14 protein-coding genes and 1 riboswitch are annotated in these 18,853 nt (G+C 61.6%); of the genes, 10 read left to right on the top strand and 4 right to left on the bottom strand.

Features of this window, described 5'->3' with window-relative positions; translation table 11 throughout:
* The first annotated feature begins 24 nt into the window (after nucleotides 1-24).
* Nucleotides 25-1,482 (top strand): peptide MFS transporter, encoded by a 1,458-nt coding sequence (locus tag OF385_RS00340; RefSeq protein ID WP_264276458.1) that lies wholly within the window; start codon nucleotides 25-27, stop codon nucleotides 1,480-1,482.
* An 88-nt stretch (nucleotides 1,483-1,570) separates the two neighbouring features.
* Here OF385_RS00340 and OF385_RS00335 read toward each other — a convergent pair whose 3' ends face one another.
* Nucleotides 1,571-1,894 carry a DUF4190 domain-containing protein gene (locus OF385_RS00335; RefSeq protein WP_264276457.1) on the bottom strand — a complete coding sequence of 108 codons (324 nt, stop codon included), beginning with the start codon at nucleotides 1,892-1,894 and terminating at the stop codon, nucleotides 1,571-1,573.
* Nucleotides 1,895-1,949: 55 nt separating this feature from the next.
* Between OF385_RS00335 and pgm the strand changes: the two genes are divergently transcribed.
* Nucleotides 1,950-3,548 carry a phosphoglucomutase (alpha-D-glucose-1,6-bisphosphate-dependent) gene (gene pgm / locus OF385_RS00330; protein WP_264276456.1) on the top strand — a complete coding sequence of 533 codons (1,599 nt, stop codon included), beginning with the start codon at nucleotides 1,950-1,952 and terminating at the stop codon, nucleotides 3,546-3,548.
* Here the strand turns inward: pgm and OF385_RS00325 are convergent.
* Complete coding sequence (locus OF385_RS00325; RefSeq protein ID WP_264276455.1) at nucleotides 3,545-4,993, bottom strand: amino acid permease; 1,449 nt, start codon at nucleotides 4,991-4,993, stop codon at nucleotides 3,545-3,547. The genes pgm and OF385_RS00325 overlap by 4 nt on opposite strands.
* A gap of 79 nt (nucleotides 4,994-5,072) precedes the next feature.
* Nucleotides 5,073-6,506, bottom strand: coding sequence for an aldehyde dehydrogenase family protein (locus OF385_RS00320; protein WP_264276454.1), 1,434 nt, complete (start codon nucleotides 6,504-6,506; stop codon nucleotides 5,073-5,075).
* A gap of 103 nt (nucleotides 6,507-6,609) precedes the next feature.
* Between OF385_RS00320 and OF385_RS00315 the strand changes: the two genes are divergently transcribed.
* From OF385_RS00315 to OF385_RS00285, 7 genes are all read left to right on the top strand, one after another.
* Nucleotides 6,610-8,205, top strand: a complete 1,596-nt coding sequence (locus OF385_RS00315; RefSeq protein ID WP_264276453.1) for a hypothetical protein — start codon at nucleotides 6,610-6,612, stop codon at nucleotides 8,203-8,205.
* Nucleotides 8,202-8,567: a GntR family transcriptional regulator gene (locus tag OF385_RS00310; RefSeq protein WP_264276452.1), complete on the top strand. Its 366-nt coding sequence runs from the start codon at nucleotides 8,202-8,204 to the stop codon at nucleotides 8,565-8,567. The genes OF385_RS00315 and OF385_RS00310 overlap by 4 nt, the downstream gene beginning before the upstream one ends.
* Before the next feature lie 37 nt (nucleotides 8,568-8,604).
* Nucleotides 8,605-8,699, top strand: a riboswitch (TPP riboswitch).
* Nucleotides 8,689-9,483: a hydroxyethylthiazole kinase gene (gene thiM, locus OF385_RS00305; RefSeq protein ID WP_264276451.1), complete on the top strand. Its 795-nt coding sequence runs from the start codon at nucleotides 8,689-8,691 to the stop codon at nucleotides 9,481-9,483. (Overlaps the previous riboswitch by 11 nt.)
* Nucleotides 9,476-10,117, top strand: a complete 642-nt coding sequence (gene thiE, locus OF385_RS00300) for a thiamine phosphate synthase (protein WP_264276450.1) — start codon at nucleotides 9,476-9,478, stop codon at nucleotides 10,115-10,117. Before thiM ends, thiE begins: the two co-directional genes overlap by 8 nt.
* Entirely contained in the window at nucleotides 10,114-11,541 is a 1,428-nt protein-coding gene (gene thiD / locus OF385_RS00295) for a bifunctional hydroxymethylpyrimidine kinase/phosphomethylpyrimidine kinase (protein WP_264276449.1), read from the top strand. Before thiE ends, thiD begins: the two co-directional genes overlap by 4 nt.
* A gap of 29 nt (nucleotides 11,542-11,570) precedes the next feature.
* Nucleotides 11,571-12,848 carry a uracil-xanthine permease family protein gene (locus tag OF385_RS00290; RefSeq protein WP_264276448.1) on the top strand — a complete coding sequence of 426 codons (1,278 nt, stop codon included), beginning with the start codon at nucleotides 11,571-11,573 and terminating at the stop codon, nucleotides 12,846-12,848.
* Nucleotides 12,849-13,069: 221 nt separating this feature from the next.
* Nucleotides 13,070-14,476, top strand: coding sequence for a sugar porter family MFS transporter (locus tag OF385_RS00285; protein WP_264276447.1), 1,407 nt, complete (start codon nucleotides 13,070-13,072; stop codon nucleotides 14,474-14,476).
* A 102-nt stretch (nucleotides 14,477-14,578) separates the two neighbouring features.
* On the opposite strand, the gene OF385_RS00280 is transcribed toward OF385_RS00285, so the two are convergent.
* Nucleotides 14,579-17,767, bottom strand: coding sequence for a beta-phosphoglucomutase family hydrolase (locus OF385_RS00280; RefSeq protein WP_264276446.1), 3,189 nt, complete (start codon nucleotides 17,765-17,767; stop codon nucleotides 14,579-14,581).
* Nucleotides 17,768-17,859: 92 nt separating this feature from the next.
* On the opposite strand from OF385_RS00280, the gene OF385_RS00275 reads away from it, so the two are divergent.
* Nucleotides 17,860-18,837: a hypothetical protein gene (locus OF385_RS00275; RefSeq protein WP_264276445.1), complete on the top strand. Its 978-nt coding sequence runs from the start codon at nucleotides 17,860-17,862 to the stop codon at nucleotides 18,835-18,837.
* Nucleotides 18,838-18,853: the final 16 nt, after the last annotated feature.

Raw genomic sequence — 18,853 nt, 5'->3', positions numbered from 1 at the left:
AGGCAAAAGCGAAAAATATTACGTATGTCTACTGCAACATCGAGCACTTCTAGCACCGGAAGGACCTTCTTTGGTCACCCCGGTGCGCTCGCAAGCCTCTTCAGCGTAGAAATGTGGGAGCGATTCTCCTTCTACGGCATGCAGGGCTTGCTGGCCTACTACATGTACTACTCGGCCACCGAAGGCGGCCTGGGAATGGACCAGGGCCTGGCTCTGTCCTTGGTCGGCGCCTACGGTGGCGCCGTCTACCTCTCCACCATTCTGGGCGCGTGGCTCTCGGACCGCCTCTTCGGTTCCGAACGCGTGCTGTTCTTCTCGGCTATCGCCATCATGCTCGGCCACATCGGCCTGGCACTGCTGCCTGGCTACATCGGCCTGATCATCGGCCTGATCCTGGTCGCTGTCGGCTCAGGCGGCCTGAAGGCCAACGCCGTGGCACTGGTCGGTTCGCTCTACTCCAAGGATGATCCCCGCATTGATGCGGGCTTCTCCCTCTTCTACATGGGCGTGAACATCGGCGGCCTGATTGGCCCGCTGCTCACCGGTTGGCTGCAGGTTGCCTACGGGTTCCACATCGGTTTCGGCGCTGCCGCCATCGGCATGGCCATCGGCCTGGGCATCTACACTGCCGGTCGCAAGAAGCTGCCTGCTGGCGGCAACATCCCCAACAACCCCTTGCCTGCCAATGAGCGCAAGCGCTACGTGGTGATCTTCGCGGCTGTCCTGGTGATCATCATCGCCGCCTTTGCAACCAAGATCGTCACCCCGGAAAACCTCGCAAGCACCCTTGCCTACGTCGTGATCGCTGCTTCGGCCATCTACTTCGCGCTGATTCTGCGCAGCAACAAGGTCAATGCGACGGAGCGCAAGCAGGTGTGGGCATTCATTCCGTTCTACATCGGCTCGGCTGCCTTCTGGGCGCTGTTCCAGCAGCAGTTCACGTTCATCGCCGCATACTCGGATCAGCGCCTGGACCGCCACCTGGGCAGCTGGGAGATGCCGCCGAGCTGGGTCACCTCCATCAACCCGGTCTTCATCATCATCTTCGCCGGAGTCTTCGCTGCCATGTGGACCAAGCTGGGCAAGCGCCAGCCACATACTGCCGTCAAGTTCGGACTCTCACTGGTGATCGTAGGAGCGGCCTTCCTGTGCTTCATTCCGCTGGAATCCTTCACCATGACTCCGCTGCTGGCGCTGGTGGGCATCTTGCTGCTGTGCACCTTCGCAGAGCTGCTGCTCTCGCCGGTGGGCCAGGCCATCGCCACCAAGCTGGCCCCGGCGGCTTTCGGCACGCAGATGATCGCACTGTTCTTCTTGTCGGTATCCCTGGGCACCACCCTCTCGGGCGTGCTGGCCGGTTACTACACGCCAGGCAATGAGATCCCCTACTTCATCGCCATGGGCGGCACCGCAGTGGTGCTGGGTGTAGCCATGATGGCTGCAACCCCGGGGCTGAAGAAGCTGATGGGCTCGATTCAGTAGCGCCACGCGCCAACTCGGAATTGCTGGTCCCGTCTTTGCGGGGCCAGCAATTTTTTGGTTCTCGGGAAGTTTTTGCGCTGATTCGAGCTTATGAGTAGGTCATATTCTCGTAATAGGAATAGTCGCCATACTCGGAACCGGCCCACCAGATCATCCAGATGGCCAGTGCGTAGATGATTGTGGCTAGGAGCAATCCGATCCACGAGGTGATCAGACCGGCAATAGCCAGGCTCCTGGATTGCGGTTCGCGACGCCACGCAAGGTGCCCCGTGATGACTCCGGCCAGTGGAACGAGGATAATTGCAGCAAAGCCCAACATCGACAAGATGCCCAGCACGAGGGAAGCCACAGACAGCCCGGTGGACTCTCTCGGCAGCGGGTAGGGGTTTGGCGGATACTGGTAGTAGCTCATCACCTACTATTCTTCTATGAATTCGCATAAAGCGCATCAACCCGAGAGGCAATTTGTGGCACACCTTCGAACTGGCCAACCAGCAAACGAATCCGACCTGATTGATCTTCAGGAGGTGCTCGATGCCTACAGCAGCATCTTTCCTTCCAGCGACAATCCAGACCAGGCAGTCATCTTCGGCACCTCGGGGCACCGCGGCACTTCGCTGAACGGCACCTTCAACGAGGCGCATATCGCAGCCATCACCCAAGCCGTAGTGGACTACCGCGTCGCAGCCGGGATCACCGGCCCGATGTACGTCGGCAAGGACAGCCACGCGCTCTCGGGCCCTGCCTACCAGACCGCACTTGAGGTGCTTGCAGGAAACAACATCGAGGTCCTCGCCGAAGACGGACTGACTCCTACCCCCGCGGTCAGCCACGCCATCCTCGTGCACAACGCCAAGGGCGGCGATCAGGCAGACGGCCTGATCATCACCCCGTCGCACAATCCGCCAACCGACGGTGGCATCAAGTACAACCCGCCTCACGGCGGCCCAGCAGAATCCGAAATTACTGGACCCATCGCTGCCCGCGCCAACGAGCTGCTGGCCAGCGGAGAAATCAAGCGCGGCGAAGCCGCCGCCAAGCCTTTCGATTTCCGCGAGTTGTACATCACCGACCTGGCAGAAGTCATCGACTTCAAGGTCATCGCTGAATCCAGCATTTCCATCGGGGCCGACCCGCTAGGCGGCGCTTCGGTGCACTACTGGGGCGAAATCGGCCGCCGCTACGGCCTGAACCTGGAGGTAGTCAACGAATCCGTTGACCCGCGCTTCGGCTTCATGACCCTGGATAAAGACGGCAAGATCCGCATGGACTGCTCCTCCGCCCACGCCATGGCATCCTTGGTCGCCAACCGCGAAAAGTATGACATCGCCACCGGCAATGACGCTGATGCGGACCGCCACGGCATCGTCACCCCCGACGCCGGCTTGATGAACCCTAACCACTTCCTGGCAGTGGCCATCGACTACCTTCTGACCCATCGTGGGAATTGGCCGGCAAATGCCGAGATCGGCAAGACCCTGGTCTCCTCGGTACTCATCGACAAGGTCGTCGCCTCGCACAACCGAACCCTGCGCGAAGTTCCAGTGGGCTTCAAGTACTTCGTAGAACCGCTGGCCTCCGGCAAGGTGGCCTTCTGTGGCGAGGAGTCCGCCGGCGCAAGCTTCCTGGACTTCTCCGGCAAGGCATTCAGCACCGACAAGGACGGGCTGATGCTCGCCTTGCTGGCTAGCGAGATGCGCGCGGTCACCGGAAAGAGCCCGAGCCAGTTGCACGCAGAACTGGTGGAGCGCCACGGTTCCAGCTTCTACGACCGCTTTGATGCCCCGGCGAACCGCGAGCAGAAGGCCGTGCTGTCTCAGCTGGATCCATCGATGGTCTCCGCCACCGAATTGGCGGGCGATGCGATCACCGCGAAGGTGACCGAAGCGGCCGGATTCGCCATTGGCGGCCTGAAGGTTTCCAGCGAGCGTGCCTGGTTCGCGGCCCGTCCTTCGGGCACCGAAGACATCTACAAGATCTATGCGGAATCAACAAAATCACCCGAGCATCTGCAGCAAGTGCTCGCTGAAGCTCGGGTGATTGTCGACGCTGCCTTGGCTGGCTAGTTCAACTTCGCGGTCCATGGGTCGATGACCTCGGCTGGCTGCTTGCGAGTAGCCAGCCAGTGGCCCAGCCACAGCAAGAGGAAGATCGGCAGGCCGACATAGCTTGAGGCCATCTGCAGCAGATTGCCGTCCAAGACTGCCTGGTAGTTCTGGCCGGCGATGACCACCAGCAGGATGACAAAGGCAAGGATCGGGCCCAGCGGGAACAGCGGAGCCTTGTACGGCAGGTCGGCCAGATTCTGGCCGCTGGCCACATACGCCTTGCGGAATTGATAGTGGCTTACCGCAATGCCAACCCACGCGATAAAGCCGGACAGCCCCGAGACGTTCAGCAACCAGGTGTAGGCCTCGCCCTGTCCGATGATCGCGGTCAGGAACCCGAAGAGCCCCACCGAGGCGGTCAACAGCATGGCTGGGACCGGAACGCCACGCTTGTTCAAGCGTGCGAAGATCCTCGGCGCCTTGCCGTCCTTGGCCATGGAATAAAGCATGCGCGCAGAGGCATATAAGCCGGAGTTGCCTGCCGACAGGATGGCCGAGAGGATCACGGCGTTCATCAACGCGGCGGCGAAGGCGATGCCGGCCCGCTCGAAGACCAAGGTGAATGGCGAGGTGGCGATGTCAGATGCCTCGGACGAGAGCAGTGAGGGGTCCAGGTATGGGATCAACATGCCGATGACAAAGATGGCGCCGATGTAGAAGAGCATGATGCGCCAGAAGATGGTCTTAATGGCCTTCGGCACGTCGCGCTGCGGGTTTTCTGCTTCACCAGCGGCGACACCGACAAGCTCGGTTCCCTGGAATGAGAAGCCGGCAATCATGAACACCGAAACGATGGACAGCCAGCCGCCCACAAATGGCGCGTCGCCCTCGGTCCAGTTGCTGAATCCTGGCGAGGATCCGCCGATGATGCCGAAGATCATCGCGAAGCCGCAGATCAGGAATACGATGACTGTGATGACCTTGATAGCGGCCAGCCAGTATTCACCTTCGCCAAAGGCCTTGGATGACAGGGCGTTGAGCCCGGTGAGCAGCACCAGGAAGATGGCGGCCCAGATCCATCCGGGAACGTCCGGGAACCAGTAAGACATCACGATACCCGCGGCAACCAGCTCGGCGGCGACGGTAATGGCCCAGTTGAACCAGTAGTTCCACCCGATCGCGAAGCCGAAGTGGCGGTTGACGAAAACGGTGGCATAGGTCTGGAATGAGCCTGCCACCGGGAGGCGTGCACTCATCTCACCCAGTGACTGCATCAGCAGCAGCACCATAATGCCAATCAGGGCATAAGCGACGAGCGCGCCACCGGGGCCAGCTTCAGAGATCGTGCCGCCGGACGCGACGAATAGTCCGGTACCAATTGAGCCGCCAATGGCAATCATCTGCATATGGCGAGCTTTGAGGCCACGCTTCAGGCCGTCCTGCGACGGTGCGGGCTCAGTCATGCGTTACATCTCCTGATGCTTAGAAATTTCCAACCTTTCAATCCAAGCACTCTGACCAGTCGCAAAGCTATGAACCGCGCTACAGTAAGCGATCAATAATCTTTCGCTTAGCCCATGAATAAGGAGGATAAATTGCGCTCAAGGTATCAACCACCGTGGTTTTGTTGAGTTCCGAACGCATTTGCGAAAGCCGGTCAAAGCCATGCTTGCCGTGATATGAGCCCATGCCGCTGGCGCCCACGCCGCCAAAAGGCAGGGTGGGAATGACCATCTGGGCCAAGGGTGCGTTGTGCACAATTGCGCCAGCGCGCACCCGGTCCGAGAAAATCGACTGCAAACGAGGACTCTCGCTCATCAAGTAGGCAGCTAGCGGCGAGGGGCGCCGGGCAATGAATTCCAGGGCTTCCTCGAAGCTCTTGACCTCGATGACCGGAAGAATCGGGCCGAAGATTTCCTCGGTCATCAGGGTGCCGTCCAGCTCGACGTCGCGCATGACGGTCGGTGCAATACGCAGGGTCTCTTCGTCGTACTCGCCGCCGAACACCACCTCGCCCTGTTCCAGCATTGCGAGCAATCGTTCAAAGTGCTGGCTGCTGGCAATGCGCCCGAAGTCCGGGTGGGTAATGGGTTCCTTGCCGTAGAAGCTGGTGATTGCCTGCCCCAGGCGGTTGATCAGCGGCGTGGCATCTCCGATGCATAGGATGTAATCCGGTGCGACGCAGGTCTGGCCCGCGTTCATGAACTTCGCATAGGCCAGGCGCTTGGCGGTGGCTGGCGAATGGTTGTCCACGACCGCCGGCGACTTTCCGCCGAGTTCCAGCGTAGTCGGGGTCAGGTGCTTTGCGGCCGCCATGGCGACAATCTTGGCAACCCGCTCCCCGCCGGTATAGAAGATATGGTCCCAACGAGCGGCCAACAACTCGGTTGAAGTATCCACTCCTCCTTCAATGACCGCGAAGACTCGCTCATCAAGATAGAGCGGGAGGAATTTCGCCAAAGCGCCGGAGGTGGCAGGAGCTAGTTCGGAGGGTTTGATGACCGCGGCGTTGCCGGCGGCGATGGCGGCGACCAATGGCGCCAGCACGAGCTGCAGCGGGTAGTTCCACGCGCCGATGATCAGGACCACTCCCAGAGGGCGCGGCTCGATCTTGGCCATGGCTGGCTGCAGTGCCAGGGGCACCTTCACCCCGGTGCTGTCCATCCATTCGGCCAGGTGCCTCAGTGCATATTCGATTTCGGCGCGCACCACGTCGACCTCGGCGAATTTGGCTTCGGTGGGGCTTTTTCCCAGGTCATCGTTCAATGCCTGGAGGAAGTCATCAAGATGTTCCTCGAGCATCTTCTCCAAGGCACGCAGCTGCTGGATCCTAAAGCGGCGCGGATGGGTAATTCGTGCATCGGCCGAACGACGCAGATGGTTCAGCACCGTGGCGATGCGAGACGGATGCTCGTCCACCGGAGGGGCGGAATCGCCGACCGGCTCGGGCAATGGAGTAGAGGTAAACAGACCCATGAACTGAGCGTACGCCACCGAGCAGTATTTCCATCGGATAATTTGCAACGGGATTCATAATGTATCAAGCATTTGATACATTAAAGGTCTTCGGGAGGAACTCATGGAATCTCTGTCATCACAATTCGGCACGTTCGCGGTAGCTGCAATGATCGTTTATTTTTTGTTGCGACTCTATGGCCCAACCAATGACAGTAACTTGCTCAATAGCGCACGGAGGCATGCGTTTTGGTGCGCAATCATTGGCTACTTCGCCAGCAGCTCCTCAAATTGGTTCAGTGATGCCATCAACGTTCCCATTGATGAGCAAAGTACCCTCGATACCGCGGTGGGCATTGCGGTGGCAGCCACCCCGGGCGTGTGGATCGCCTTCATCTATATCGCCAGCCAGTACACCTGGCCGCGCAAATTAAAACCGCTACGCACCGCGACCCTCACTCCACGTTCCTTGACCAGTCCCATACCCAAGATGCTAGTGGCCGCGTTGCTCATCGTTCTGGTCTTAGCGTGCGTGAGCCTCTATTCGGTTCGGGATGTCACAGCCATTGCACCTGTACCCGAGCTTGAAATCAGCACCGATGACTATTATTCCAACAGCCCTTCGCAGGATGGTTTGCGCGCCGCAGGCGAGGTCCTACCGTTCCTCTACGCAAGCCTAGGGTTCCTGATGCTGGCAGCGGTGATCGCTTCCACTGTCATTCTTCGGCGCAAACCACTGCCGGGCATCTCACAGCACAATAACCAGCTGCTCCGCACCACATGGTTGAACCGCCTCTACCGCACTGTCACGGTGTCGATCACGGTCCAGGCCGGAGAAGCCCTGCACTACAAGGCCCAATGGTTTCATAATGAATCCTCACGCTATATCGATGGGACGGGTGCGGGTATCGATTTCATGGAAAGCATGTCCCGAATCGGCGGAACCTTGGATGCGACAGCAAATTACGCTGTGCTGGGCATTTCGGCAGTCATGCTGCTTTGGCGACCACCGACAGATTTTGAAAATGTCACGGTCAGGAAAAAAATTCAGTCCAGCAGGCTGCGCGAGCAGCTACTTTCACTGCAGTTCGCAACAGCAACGCTCACATTCATTGTCCTTTTCGTCGTTTGGCAGCTTCTGCCTGAGATTGATGAATACGCGATGCCTGCAGCCGAACGTGTGACCTGGATGTTGGTGATTCTCACCGGGGCGGCGCTGTTCTATCTTGCCCTCAATGCGCTGTACCTGGGATATGTGAATGTGGTTTCACGCCAGATTTCTGCCGCCAACAAACATTCGGCAAACCTGCCCCTGTGGCCATATATTTGCGCCGGATTGCTCGTCGCCACGAGCACATACTTCTTAATTTTTCCTCCGCTGGACTACCTATGGGGATTCGTTGCGCCCAAGAAAGTTACCGTCATCGCCCTAGTAGTCGTATTGATCATTGCGCACCTAGGATTCATCTGGTTCACGCGCAGAGCCAACATGGCATGGGATGTCTCGGCAGACGAAGAAATCTGGTACCGCCGAGTCTTGGAGCTTCGCTCTTTGCGGACCATTACCGCGGCTATCGTTGCCATGGTAGTTATCGGCTACGAATATCCTGTCCGACTAGAGTTCCTCGCGGTCATGGTCTTCTTGTGGCCTGCGGTCGTATTCCTTGAACGCCCCGTGGGCGGCGTAGCCAAGTCACTAAAGAAATCCATCACCTCATGAGCACGCAGATCACTGTGGATCTTGAAGCAGCCACCGCACCCTACGAACAGATCCGTTCGCAGATCGCCTCTCTCATCAACCTCGGCGAATTAGCCGCCGGGAGCAAGCTGCCGACCGTGCGTGCGCTGGCCACAGACCTCGGAGTAGCCGCCGGAACGGTGGCCCGCGCCTACAAGGAGTTGGAAGCTGAGGGGTTTATTTCTTCGAGGCGCCGCGCCGGCACGATAGTGAATGCCCGATCCGAACCCGTAGACACGCAGGAAGATCTGGTGGCAGCGGTCGACCACCTGTGGCAGTTGGCTGCCGCGCAACATGTGGATGCAGCGACGCTGAAGGCTTTGGTGGCGCGACGTGAACGGTAAGGATTTGTTCTAGGCAACCCTTCTGCGTACTCTCTAAATCAGTGACACGGGGTGTCGGAGAAGCCGACTGAGATGAAACCCGTCGAACCTGATCTAGTTCACGCTAGCGGAGGGATGTCGCATGACTCTGCCTACCGTTGCCCAAAAATACCGGCAACGCTCCCCCTTGGTTTTCTGCCTGACGAATACTGTCGTCACCAACTTCACCGCCAATGTCTTATTGGCTTCGGGTGCTTCACCGGCCATGACCAACCTGCCCGGCGAGGCTGGCGGGTTTGCGGCCCTGGCCTCTGCGGTACTGGTGAATCTCGGCACTCCCAGCACCGAGCAAATGATTGCCATGGAGGAAGCGGTAGCTTCGGCGAGCGCCGCCGGAACCCCCTGGGTATTGGATCCAGTAGCCGTGGGCGCCCTGTCCGTGCGCACCGATTTCGCACACCGTATCGTGCAGCAGCGCCCCACCCTGATCCGCGGCAATGCTTCAGAAATCCTGGCCCTGGCAGGCAAGGACTCCAGCGGCCGCGGCGTCGATTCGGCCGATACCGTCCAGGCGGCGCTGGATGCCGGACGCGAACTGGCCAGCGAACATGGATGCGTTGTCGCCATCTCCGGTGAAGCCGACGCCATCATCGATGCAAGCCGCAGCGTCCTGGTGCACACCAACGGCATCGGGCTGACCAGGATCACGGGCGGCGGATGCGCGCTAGGCGCCTTTAACGCCGGCATGCTCGCGGTACACGAGGACCCTTTCGAAGCGGCCATCGCCGCCCACGGTTTCTACGGCCTTGCCGCAGAAAAAGCGCTGGCAGCGAGCAACGGCCCCGGCAGCTTCGCCGTCGCCTTCCTGGACGCCCTGGCCGCCACCGAACCTGAAGAACTGCAGAATTTGAAGTACGAGGAACTGAACCATGGATAATATCGGCGCATACCTGGTTGCCAACACCGCCAGCTGCACTCCACGCACCACCCTGGAAGTCATTGAAGGCGCGGTGGCCGGTGGCATCGAGTGGATCCAGCTTCGGGCCAAGGATGAGACCGCGCGGGAGTTCTTCGAGCTGTCCTGCCTCGCGGCCCGGCTCACCGAGGGCAAGGCGAAGCTGCTGATCAACGATCGGATCGACGTGTTCCTGGCTGCCCGCGCGGCGGGAGCCGCGGTCAATGGCATCCATATCGGGCAGAAGGATATTCCGGTGCGCCTGGCACGCCAGATCATCGGCGAAGGCATAATCGGCCTGAGCGCTTCCACCGATGAACAGCTGGCGCAGGCCAATCTTGATGCCGAGGCCATCGACTACCTCGGCGTCGGCGCAGTACGCGCCACCCCCACCAAAAAGGACCATCCCACTCCGTTGGGCCTGGATGGTTTTGCGCGTGCCGCCTCGCTGACCGAGCTGCCCTGCGTCGCCATTGGCGCAATTACCGCTGAAGACGCCGGCGCCATCCGCGCCGGTGGCGGCTCCGGGCTGGCAGTAGTCCGGGCCATCTGCAATGCCGAGAACCCGCAAGAAGCCAGCGAACAGCTGGTCGCTGCCTGGGCGGCGGCCCAGTGAAAAACATTCTCTCGATCGCCGGCTCTGACCCCTCGGGCGGAGCCGGAATCCAGGCGGATCTCAAAGCCATCGCCGCCAATGGCGGATACGGCATGTGCGTGATCACCGCGCTGACCGCACAGAATACCCAAGGGGTGAGCGCAGTGCAGGCCATCGGCGGCGAGTTCGTGCTCGCCCAGTTGGAGGCCCTCAGCGCCGACGTGCAGATCGATGCGATCAAGATCGGGATGCTGGCCAACGCCGAGGTGATTCGCGCAGTCAATGGATGGCTCGATACGGTCGATGCCCCCGTGGTCCTGGACCCGGTCATGGTTGCCACCAGCGGAGACCGGCTCCTGGAGGACGAAACGGTGCTCGATTCGCTGTTGGACCGCGCCTCGGTGATCACGCCTAATCTGCTGGAGCTAGCCACTCTGCTGGGTGAACCGGCAGCAGCCAGCTGGCCGCAGGCCCTGGAGCAAGCGCAACGCCTGGCCGCCAAGCATGATGCACTGGTCCTGGCCAAGGGCGGGCACCTGGACGGAGAGCTCTGCCCCGACGCACTGGTCTCGAGCGAGGGCGTGCTGGCTGAGTTCAGCAACCCGCGCCTCGATACCAACAACACCCATGGCACCGGCTGCACCCTCTCCAGCGCCCTGGCCACCCTTTTCGCGGCATCCGGCGACTGGGTCGGCGCCCTCGAACAGGCCAAGGCGTATTTGTTCCGCGCGATCGGCGCGGCCGATGCACTGAACGTCGGCAGCGGGCACGGTCCGGTGAACCACTTTGCCGACTTCTTCAGCGACGCCGATCCGATGGATGGCTGGTGGCAGCAGATCCAGGGGCTGCGCGACTCGATCGACAATCTGGAGTTCATCACCCAGCTGGCCGATGGCACGCTGGCCAAGGCGGACTTCGAATACTATCTGGCCCAGGATGCCCTGTACCTGCAGCGCTACGCCCAGGTATTGTCCGAGGCCAGCTCCTTGGCCCCGGATCTTGAGGCGCAGCGCTTCTGGGCGAATTCCGCCAGCGAGATCCTGGAAGGCGAGTTGCAGCTGCATCGCAGCTATTTGGCCGAGGGCAGAGCGAACCCCAGCGCCATCACGCTGAACTACGTGAATCATCTGGCCGCGTCCGCCTCGAGCTATGCCGAGCTGATTGCCGCGATCCTTCCGTGCTACTGGCTTTACCAGGACATCGGCCAGCGCCTGGCCTCGGCCAACCACCAGGGGCACCCGTACAAGCAGTGGCTGGTGACCTATGCGTCCGAGGCATTCGACCGCGCCACCGAACGCGCCATCAGCATGGTGGGCGAAGCATGGAAGCAGGCTGATCCCGAGCTGCGCGAACGGATGCGGGTGGCATTCATGCGATCTTCAGAACATGAAGTGGCCTTCTTCGATCAGGCGCGGCAGAACCGAGTAGAATTTCCTACGGCCTGAAACGCGCGGGCCACGATCTGGAGGATTGCATGAGCTGGAGCATTCACGGCAACGGAAAGACCATCACCCCGGGCGAGGTCGTCACCCCGGAGGAACGGCTGCACTGGCCGCAAACCATTTCCATTGGCGCCCAGCACATCCTGGCGATGTTCGGCTCCAGCATCCTGGTCCCCACCTTGACCGGTTTCCCGGTCACCACCACCTTGCTGTTCACCGGCGTGGCCACCATCATCTTCCTGCTGATGACCAACAACAAGGTCCCCAGCTACCTCGGCTCCTCCTTTGCGATGATCGCTCCGGTCATCTCCACCACCCAGTCGCACAGCATGGCTGGCGCGCTGGGCGGCATCGTGATGACCGGCGCCCTGCTCTTCGTGGTGGGCCTGATTGTTCAGGTGACCGGCACCGGCTGGATCCATGCGCTGATGCCTCCGGTGGTGATGGGCACGATCGTTGCCTTGATCGGCTTGAACCTCGCCAGCGCGACGCTCGCTCCGATGACCGATGTCCCGCTGACCACGTTCCTGACGGTGATTTTCACGGTGCTGGCCACGGTGGCCTTCAAGGGATTGCTGGGCCGCCTGTCGATTCTTGTCGGCTTGGTTCTGGGCTACTTGGCGGCGTTGGCGCAGGGCCAAGTGGATTTCAGCGCGGTCCAGTCGGCCAGCTGGGTCGGCCTGCCGCAGTTCACCGCTCCGAGCTTCCACTTTGATACCGCGCTGATGTTCCTGCCGGCCGTCTTCGTGCTGATTGCCGAGAACATCGGGCACGTGCGCACGGTAGGCGTGATGACCGGGCGGGACCTGTCGAAGTTCAACGGCCGCGCCCTGATGGCCGATGGCGCCGCCAGTGTTGTTGCCGGTCTCGGCGGCGGTTCTGCCACCACCACCTATGCGGAGAATATCGGCGTCATGGCCGCCTCCCGCGTGTACTCCACCGCCGCCTACTGGGTGGCGGCCATTGTGGCGATGGCGCTGGCCTTCCTGCCGAAGTTCGGTGCCCTGGTCGGCACCATCCCGGTGGGTGTCATCGGCGGGTTGGGCATTGTCCTTTACGGCATGATCGGCATCGTCGGCGCCCGCTTGTGGATCGAGGCGAAGGTCGACTTCGGCAACCCGATCAACCTGATGACCGCGGGCACCGGATTGATTATCGCCATTGCCGTCACCAGCGATATCAGCTTCGGCCAGTTCCAGCTCGGCGGCATCGCCCTGGGTTCGATTGCCACCTTGGTGGTCTACCACTCGATGCGTGCCGTGGCCACGCTGCGCGGCAACGATCTCGTGGATCATTCGAAAGAATCCTGAGAGTTTAAAAGAATTTTTTCAGCCGGCCGGTTTTGCGACGTTATTCGCGAGACCGGCCGGCTTTTTGATGCAATCCCCGGCTGGTTAGGCAAGAGACGCAGGGGTAGACCAACAGCCTGGGTGAAACATGTAAGGACTCCTTCCAAAATGTGATTGTTCTCCCACCAAAATCTGAAAATTACGGATTTCCACCCCGGACAAATCGGATAGCATGGCAGATTGTGACTGCGACAACATCAGACGGAAAACTCTCCGCACGACTCATCTTCATCGCCCTCGGGGCGGCGTTGGGTGGGTTCGTTTTTGGATATGACTCATCAATCGTTAACGGCACCGTAGACGCTGTCGAGCACGAATTCGGGCTCAACGCGGTGACTATCGGTTTCACTGTTTCCTGCGCCTTGCTCGGTGCAGCTCTCGGCGCATGGATTGCAGGCATGGTCTCCGAACGCGTGGGACGCGTACGCACCATGCTTTTCGCCTCCATCCTCCTTGCCATTTCGGCCATCGGTTGCGGCCTGTGCTTCAGCGCGGCCGACCTCATCGTATGGCGCATCGTCGGCGGCATCGGCGTGGGCTTCGCTTCGGTGATCGCTCCTGCCTACATCGCCGAGGTCTCCCCAGCGGCCCATCGTGGACGCCTGGGCACCATGCAGCAGATGGCCATCGTGCTGGGCATCTTCGTAGCCTTCCTGGTCAGCGCGCTGCTGGTCTTCGTCATGGGCTCCGCAGATGCAACCGGCCTGTTCGGCCTGGCTGCCTGGCGCTGGATGTACCTCTCGCTGCTGGTTCCAGCAGTGCTCTACGGCGCGCTCTCGCTGCGCCTTCCGGAATCCCCTCGCTACCTGGTCGAGCGCGGCCGCTACGTTGAAGCAGCGACCGTGCTGACCCGTGACATGGGCATGAACGCCGGCGAAGAGACCGAGAAGAAGATCGAAGAAATCCGTGCCACCGTGCACGTGGAACGCCGCCAGAAGTTCAGCGACCTGCTGGGCCGCTTCGGCTTCCACCCGCTGGTGTGGGTAGGCATCCTGCTGTCGGTTTTCCAGCAGTTCGTCGGCATCAACGTGATCTTCTACTACTCCACCACCCTGTGGAAGTCCGTGGGCTTCGCCGAATCGGATTCCTTCACCATTTCGCTGATCACCTCGGTGACCAACGTGGTGGCCACCATCGTGGCAGTATTGCTGATCGACGTCTTGGGACGCAAGCTGCTGCTGACCATCGGTTCGGCCATCATGACCCTGTCCCTGGGCATGATGGCCATGGCCTTCGCGCAGTCGCAGACCATCGACGGCGCGGTGTCGCTGCCTGGCAGCTGGGGCATCATCGCCCTGGTCTCGGCCAACCTGTTCGTGGTCGGCTTCGGTGCTACCTGGGGCCCGGCCGTATGGGTGCTGCTCGGCGAGATCTTCCCGAACTCCATCCGCGCCATGGCCCTCGGTGTGGCTGCCGCCGCGCAGTGGATCGCCAACTTCGTCGTCTCCACCACCTTCCCGGCCCTGGCCGACGCAGGCCTGGCGCTGGCTTACGGCATCTACGCAGTGGCCGCGCTGCTCTCCTTGCTCTTCGTGATCTTCATGGTCAAGGAAACCAAGGGACGCACCCTGGAAGATATGAAGCTGTAAAGCAGGCTCGCCCCTAGCTGGGCATGGACGAGGCGGTGCGGAACCATTGCGGTTCCGCACCGCCCCACTGTTTAACCCCGGCTCGTTTAGCCCCGCCGGGAGCTACCAGGCCTTGCGGGGCACGTCCACCCCGGCCTCGCTTTGGACCTCGAGGACCTTGTCCAGGCTCGGGCGCCCCTCGCGCACCGGACCCTGATCGGCCAGCGGAACCACGATGCTTTCTCCCGGAACCAGATCCACCTGCTCCCCGCGTACCCAGATCGGGCGCGAGTGGGCGCCGTCCAAGGTGAAGGTGATGCTGGCGCGTTCCAGGCGGACCGCGATCCGCATGCCGTGCCAGGCCAGGCTGAAGCTGATCGAGCGCCAGGCCTCGGGCAGGCGCGGGTCGAAGCACAGCCGGTCGTCGTCATCACGCAGGCCCGCGAAGCCGTAGATCAGCCCGGACCAGACGCCGCCGGTGGAAGCCACGTGGACGCCGTCGCCGGTGTTGCCGTGCAGGTTCTCAAGATCGACGTTCAGCGCATGCTCGAAGTACTCCCAGGACAGCTCGCGGTACCCGACCTCGGCAGCCAAGATGGACTGCACCGTGGCCGAGAGCGTCGAGTCGCCGGTGGTCAGCGGATCGTAGTAGTTGAAGTCCGCGAGCTTCTGCTCGGCGGTGAAATCGCTGGAGCGCAGCCACAGGGCCAGCACCGCGTCGGCCTGCTTGATCACCTGGAAGCGGTAGATCACCAGCGGATGGTAGTGCAGCAGCAGCGGGCGCTTATCCGGCCCGGTATTGGCCAGATCCCACACCTCGCGGTTCAGGAAGTGCTCGTCCTGCGGGTGGATGCCCACAGATTCCGAATACGGAATATGCATGCAGTCAGCGGCCTTGAGCCACAGGGCGATTTCCTCGTCGCTCAACTCCAATTTGGCGGCAAGGCTGGCGTATGGCCCGGGGTGCTGCCCGGCCAGCTCGGTGAGCAGCTGGGCGCTGCGCCGCAGGTTAAAGCGGGCCATGACGTTGGTGTACAGGTTGTCGTTGACCACTGCGGTGTATTCATCCGGTCCGGTCACGCCATGGATGTGGAAGCGCTCATGGCCTTCCTGGCCGCGCCAGAAGCCCAGCGACGCCCACATGCGCGCGGTGCCCGCCAGGATCTCGGCGCCCCCGGCCAGCAGGAACTCGTCATCCTCCATCACGCTCAGGTAGCGGTTGAGCGAATACACGACGTCCGCGTTGATGTGATACTGCGCGGTGCCCGCCGGATAGTAGGCACTGGCCTCTTCGCCGTTGATGGTGCGCCATGGGAAGAGCAGGCCGGCCTCGTTCATGATGCTCGCCCGCCGCGTCGCCGCCGGGATCATCGCCACCCTGGCGCGCAGGGTATTACGGGCCCACTGCTGGTTGGTGTAGGTCAAGAACGGCATCACATAGATTTCGGTGTCCCAGAAGTAGTGCCCCGAATAGCCGTTGCCGCTCACGCCCTTGGCGCTGATGCCCAAGCCGTCGGCGCGGCCGGCGGCCTGGGCCAGCTGGAACAGGTTCCAGCGGATCTTGCGCTGCAAGCCGGCGTCGTCGCAGTCCACCACCACATCGCTGCGCTGCCAGAAGTCGGCCATGAAGTCGCGCTGGGTGCGGAAGTGCTCGTCCATGCCCTGCTCGACCAGGTGGTCCAGGGCGCGATCCGAGCGCTGCAGCATTTCCTGGGCGGGGTGGCGCCGCGAGCAGTTGTAGACCGCGTACTTCGCGACGCGGATGCCCTGCCCGGCCTCCAGGCGTGCGCTGATGACCTCGTCGGCGCGTTCATCGGAGGTCTTGCGATCGATGCGCAGTTGCTGGTCGGCGCCCCCGGTGGTGCTCACCTGATGCTCGACCATTGCCGCCACGGACATGCCGGAGCCCGGGACCGCGTAGGAGATCCCCAGGCGCGAGCCGTTGACCGTGTTCCCTGCCGGGTGCAGCGGATTCTGGCTGGCTTCTTCGCTCTTGCGCGGATCGGCCACCCCGGCGGCGGAGGCGTCAGTCTCCTCCGGCGATGCCACCGTGCGCGCTGAGCGGTTGCCCACGACCGAAGACTGCACGAGCACCCTGGCCGGGGCATCCAACAGGCGCACATGGACGTCCTGCAAGGCCAGGTGCCGGTCGGTGAAGGAAATCATCGTTCGGGCCATGACGGCTACGCGGTGCCCTTCGGCGGTCCGCCACAGGGTGCGCGCGCACAAGGTTCCGTCGCGGAAGTCCAGGCGCAGTTCATCGCGCAGCATCTCAGTGCGGCCGACTTCCAGCGCTTCATCGTTGATGAAGACGCGCAAGGTCCTGAAATCCGGGGCGCTGATCATGGTCTGCCCGGTTTCGGCCAGGCCGAACGCGCTTTCAGCGTGGCGGATCTGCCAGGCCTCGTGCAGGCCGTTGATGAATGTTCCGCCGCTCTGGTCGCCCAAGCCCAGCTGGGCGGCCCGGGCGCCGAGGAAACCATTGCCCAGGGAGAAGACGGTGTCCTGGGCGCCGTCGGTGTCGCGGTGCTCATCGCGCAGCAAGGACCAGGAGTCCATTTCCCAGGCCTGAACTGAATCCCCGGAGACGAGTTCTGCAAGATCCTCGATGACAAAATGCGCTCCGGCGTCCATCAGCTCGGCCGCGTTCTCCTCGCGAGCCACGCCGACCACGCCGAAGCCTCCGGCACGGGCTGCGGCCACGCCGCTGGTGGCGTCCTCGAAGACCACGCACTCTTCCGGGCGCCAGCCCAGATCCGCCGCGGCTGCCAGGAAGGTGTCCGGGGCCGGCTTGCCGGCCAAGCCGCGGGCGGCGGCTTCATGCCCGCCCATCACCAGCGGGAAGTGCTCCTCCAGACCCGCGGCAGAAAGCACCATGCGGGCGTTGCGGGAGGAGGAGACTACCGCTACGTCCAGCCCTGCTGCGAGGACCTGGCGCAAGTAGGCCAGGGAACCCGCGTAGGGTTCGATGCCGTCGCGCAGCAGCACTTCGGTGAACTTATCGTTTTTCATATTTCCCAGGGCGCAGATGGTGTCCTGGCCCGCAGGATCCTGGACGTTTCCCCATGGCAATTCGAGACCCCGCGAGGCGAGAATGGCTTGCACCGCGTCATAGCGCGGACGCCCGTCGAGCAAGTTGAAATAGTCCTGCTCGGTGTAGCCGGCCACGCCCGGGAATTGGTCAAAATAGGAAGAGAAAAGTTCATGCCAGGCCCTGCGGTGAAGCAGTGCCGTTGGTGTAATCACACCATCCAGATCGAAGAGGACGGCTTTGTAATCACGGTGTCGGTACTCAGGTCGATAAGCGTTCACGATCGAAATCCTTCGAAAGAGGAGCAAATTACTAGCCGTAGTCCATACGGTAGCAACTGAACGCGTTTGCATCGACATACTACGATAAGAACGTGGCACAGTGGATAGATTTGTTCAATAGCGATAACTGGCGTGAGTCGACCACCGAATGGATCGACGCGGCCTGCGAGGCGTACGGCATCCAGCGCACCGCCGATCCCGACTTCTGGCCCGCCCAATTGCACCAGATCCAGGCAACGGTGCAAACCGACGCGGCGGACCTGATCTTCAGCGCCAATGCCCCGGGGCTGGCAGCCGAAGCGGCCACCACCGTGGTAGCCGGCCAGATCCTTCCCGAGCGTTTCGTGATGCCTCTGGCGGTGGACCGCAGCGCCGGCTACATGCTCAGCCCCGACTTCGGACATACGATGGCGGATCTCGGGGATTCGGTAGAGAACTGGGAACTGGCCCTTGCCTCGCTTGGCTCACTGCAGGTGGCCTTAATGGGCCGGGAAGACCAGTTCTTCGACGCCGGAGTCACCGTTGTCGACCCGCAGTTCCTGCCAGAACAGTTCGAGCAAGCGTTGATGATGCATGTATCCCTGCCGCCCGAGCATCCCCTGCACATCGACGGGGCCCACGCCGATCACCTAGCGTCCCATATCGACGAGCTGACCAAGGCCTGCGCAACGTTGCATGAGGGTTCTGTTCCCCTGAGCCTGGAGCATGGAAACTTTGATCTCTCCCAGGTGGTTGTTCCGGCTGAATCCGGTACCCATGGGCGGATCCTGAACCTATCCTCGGCCCACTGGGCGCACCCCTTCTCGTCGCTGAACACCGCTCTGGCCGCCATGACCGAGGTATGGGATTGTGACACCAGCGATGAGCGCGTCATGCAGTCGCTGTTCGCTTATCTGGAACAGTTTGCAGCCTATGGCTCACCGGATGAGCTCTATGACCTGATCAGCCCAGCCTGCCTGGTGGCTCCACTATCCCAGCATGAAACATGGCTGCGATTGCTGTTGGATGCCAGCGACGAGCATCTGCGCGAGAACGCGCCGAGCGTGCTTGCCACCTTGGATCTTCAGTAGCTGTAGAAAATTCGAG

It is taken from the genome of Glutamicibacter sp. JL.03c, from assembly GCF_025854375.1.
In the GTDB taxonomy this organism is placed as follows: Bacteria; Actinomycetota; Actinomycetes; order Actinomycetales; family Micrococcaceae; genus Glutamicibacter.
Note: the sequence above shows the minus strand (reverse complement) of the source record. Positions and strands in the feature narration are given on the sequence as shown.

Excerpts from the sequence above, each read along its gene's own strand:
- OF385_RS00335 (WP_264276457.1), bottom strand. The coding sequence starts at position 1,894 with ATGAGCTACTACCAGTATCCGCCAAACCCCTACCCGCTGCCGAGAGAG.
- OF385_RS00325 (WP_264276455.1), bottom strand. The coding sequence starts at position 4,993 with ATGACTGAGCCCGCACCGTCGCAGGACGGCCTGAAGCGTGGCCTCAAA.
- OF385_RS00340 (WP_264276458.1), top strand. The coding sequence starts at position 25 with ATGTCTACTGCAACATCGAGCACTTCTAGCACCGGAAGGACCTTCTTT.
- thiM (WP_264276451.1), top strand. The coding sequence starts at position 8,689 with ATGACTCTGCCTACCGTTGCCCAAAAATACCGGCAACGCTCCCCCTTG.
- OF385_RS00290 (WP_264276448.1), top strand. The coding sequence starts at position 11,571 with ATGAGCTGGAGCATTCACGGCAACGGAAAGACCATCACCCCGGGCGAG.
- OF385_RS00315 (WP_264276453.1), top strand. The coding sequence starts at position 6,610 with ATGGAATCTCTGTCATCACAATTCGGCACGTTCGCGGTAGCTGCAATG.
- thiE (WP_264276450.1), top strand. The coding sequence starts at position 9,476 with ATGGATAATATCGGCGCATACCTGGTTGCCAACACCGCCAGCTGCACT.
- OF385_RS00310 (WP_264276452.1), top strand. The coding sequence starts at position 8,202 with ATGAGCACGCAGATCACTGTGGATCTTGAAGCAGCCACCGCACCCTAC.
- OF385_RS00320 (WP_264276454.1), bottom strand. The coding sequence starts at position 6,506 with ATGGGTCTGTTTACCTCTACTCCATTGCCCGAGCCGGTCGGCGATTCC.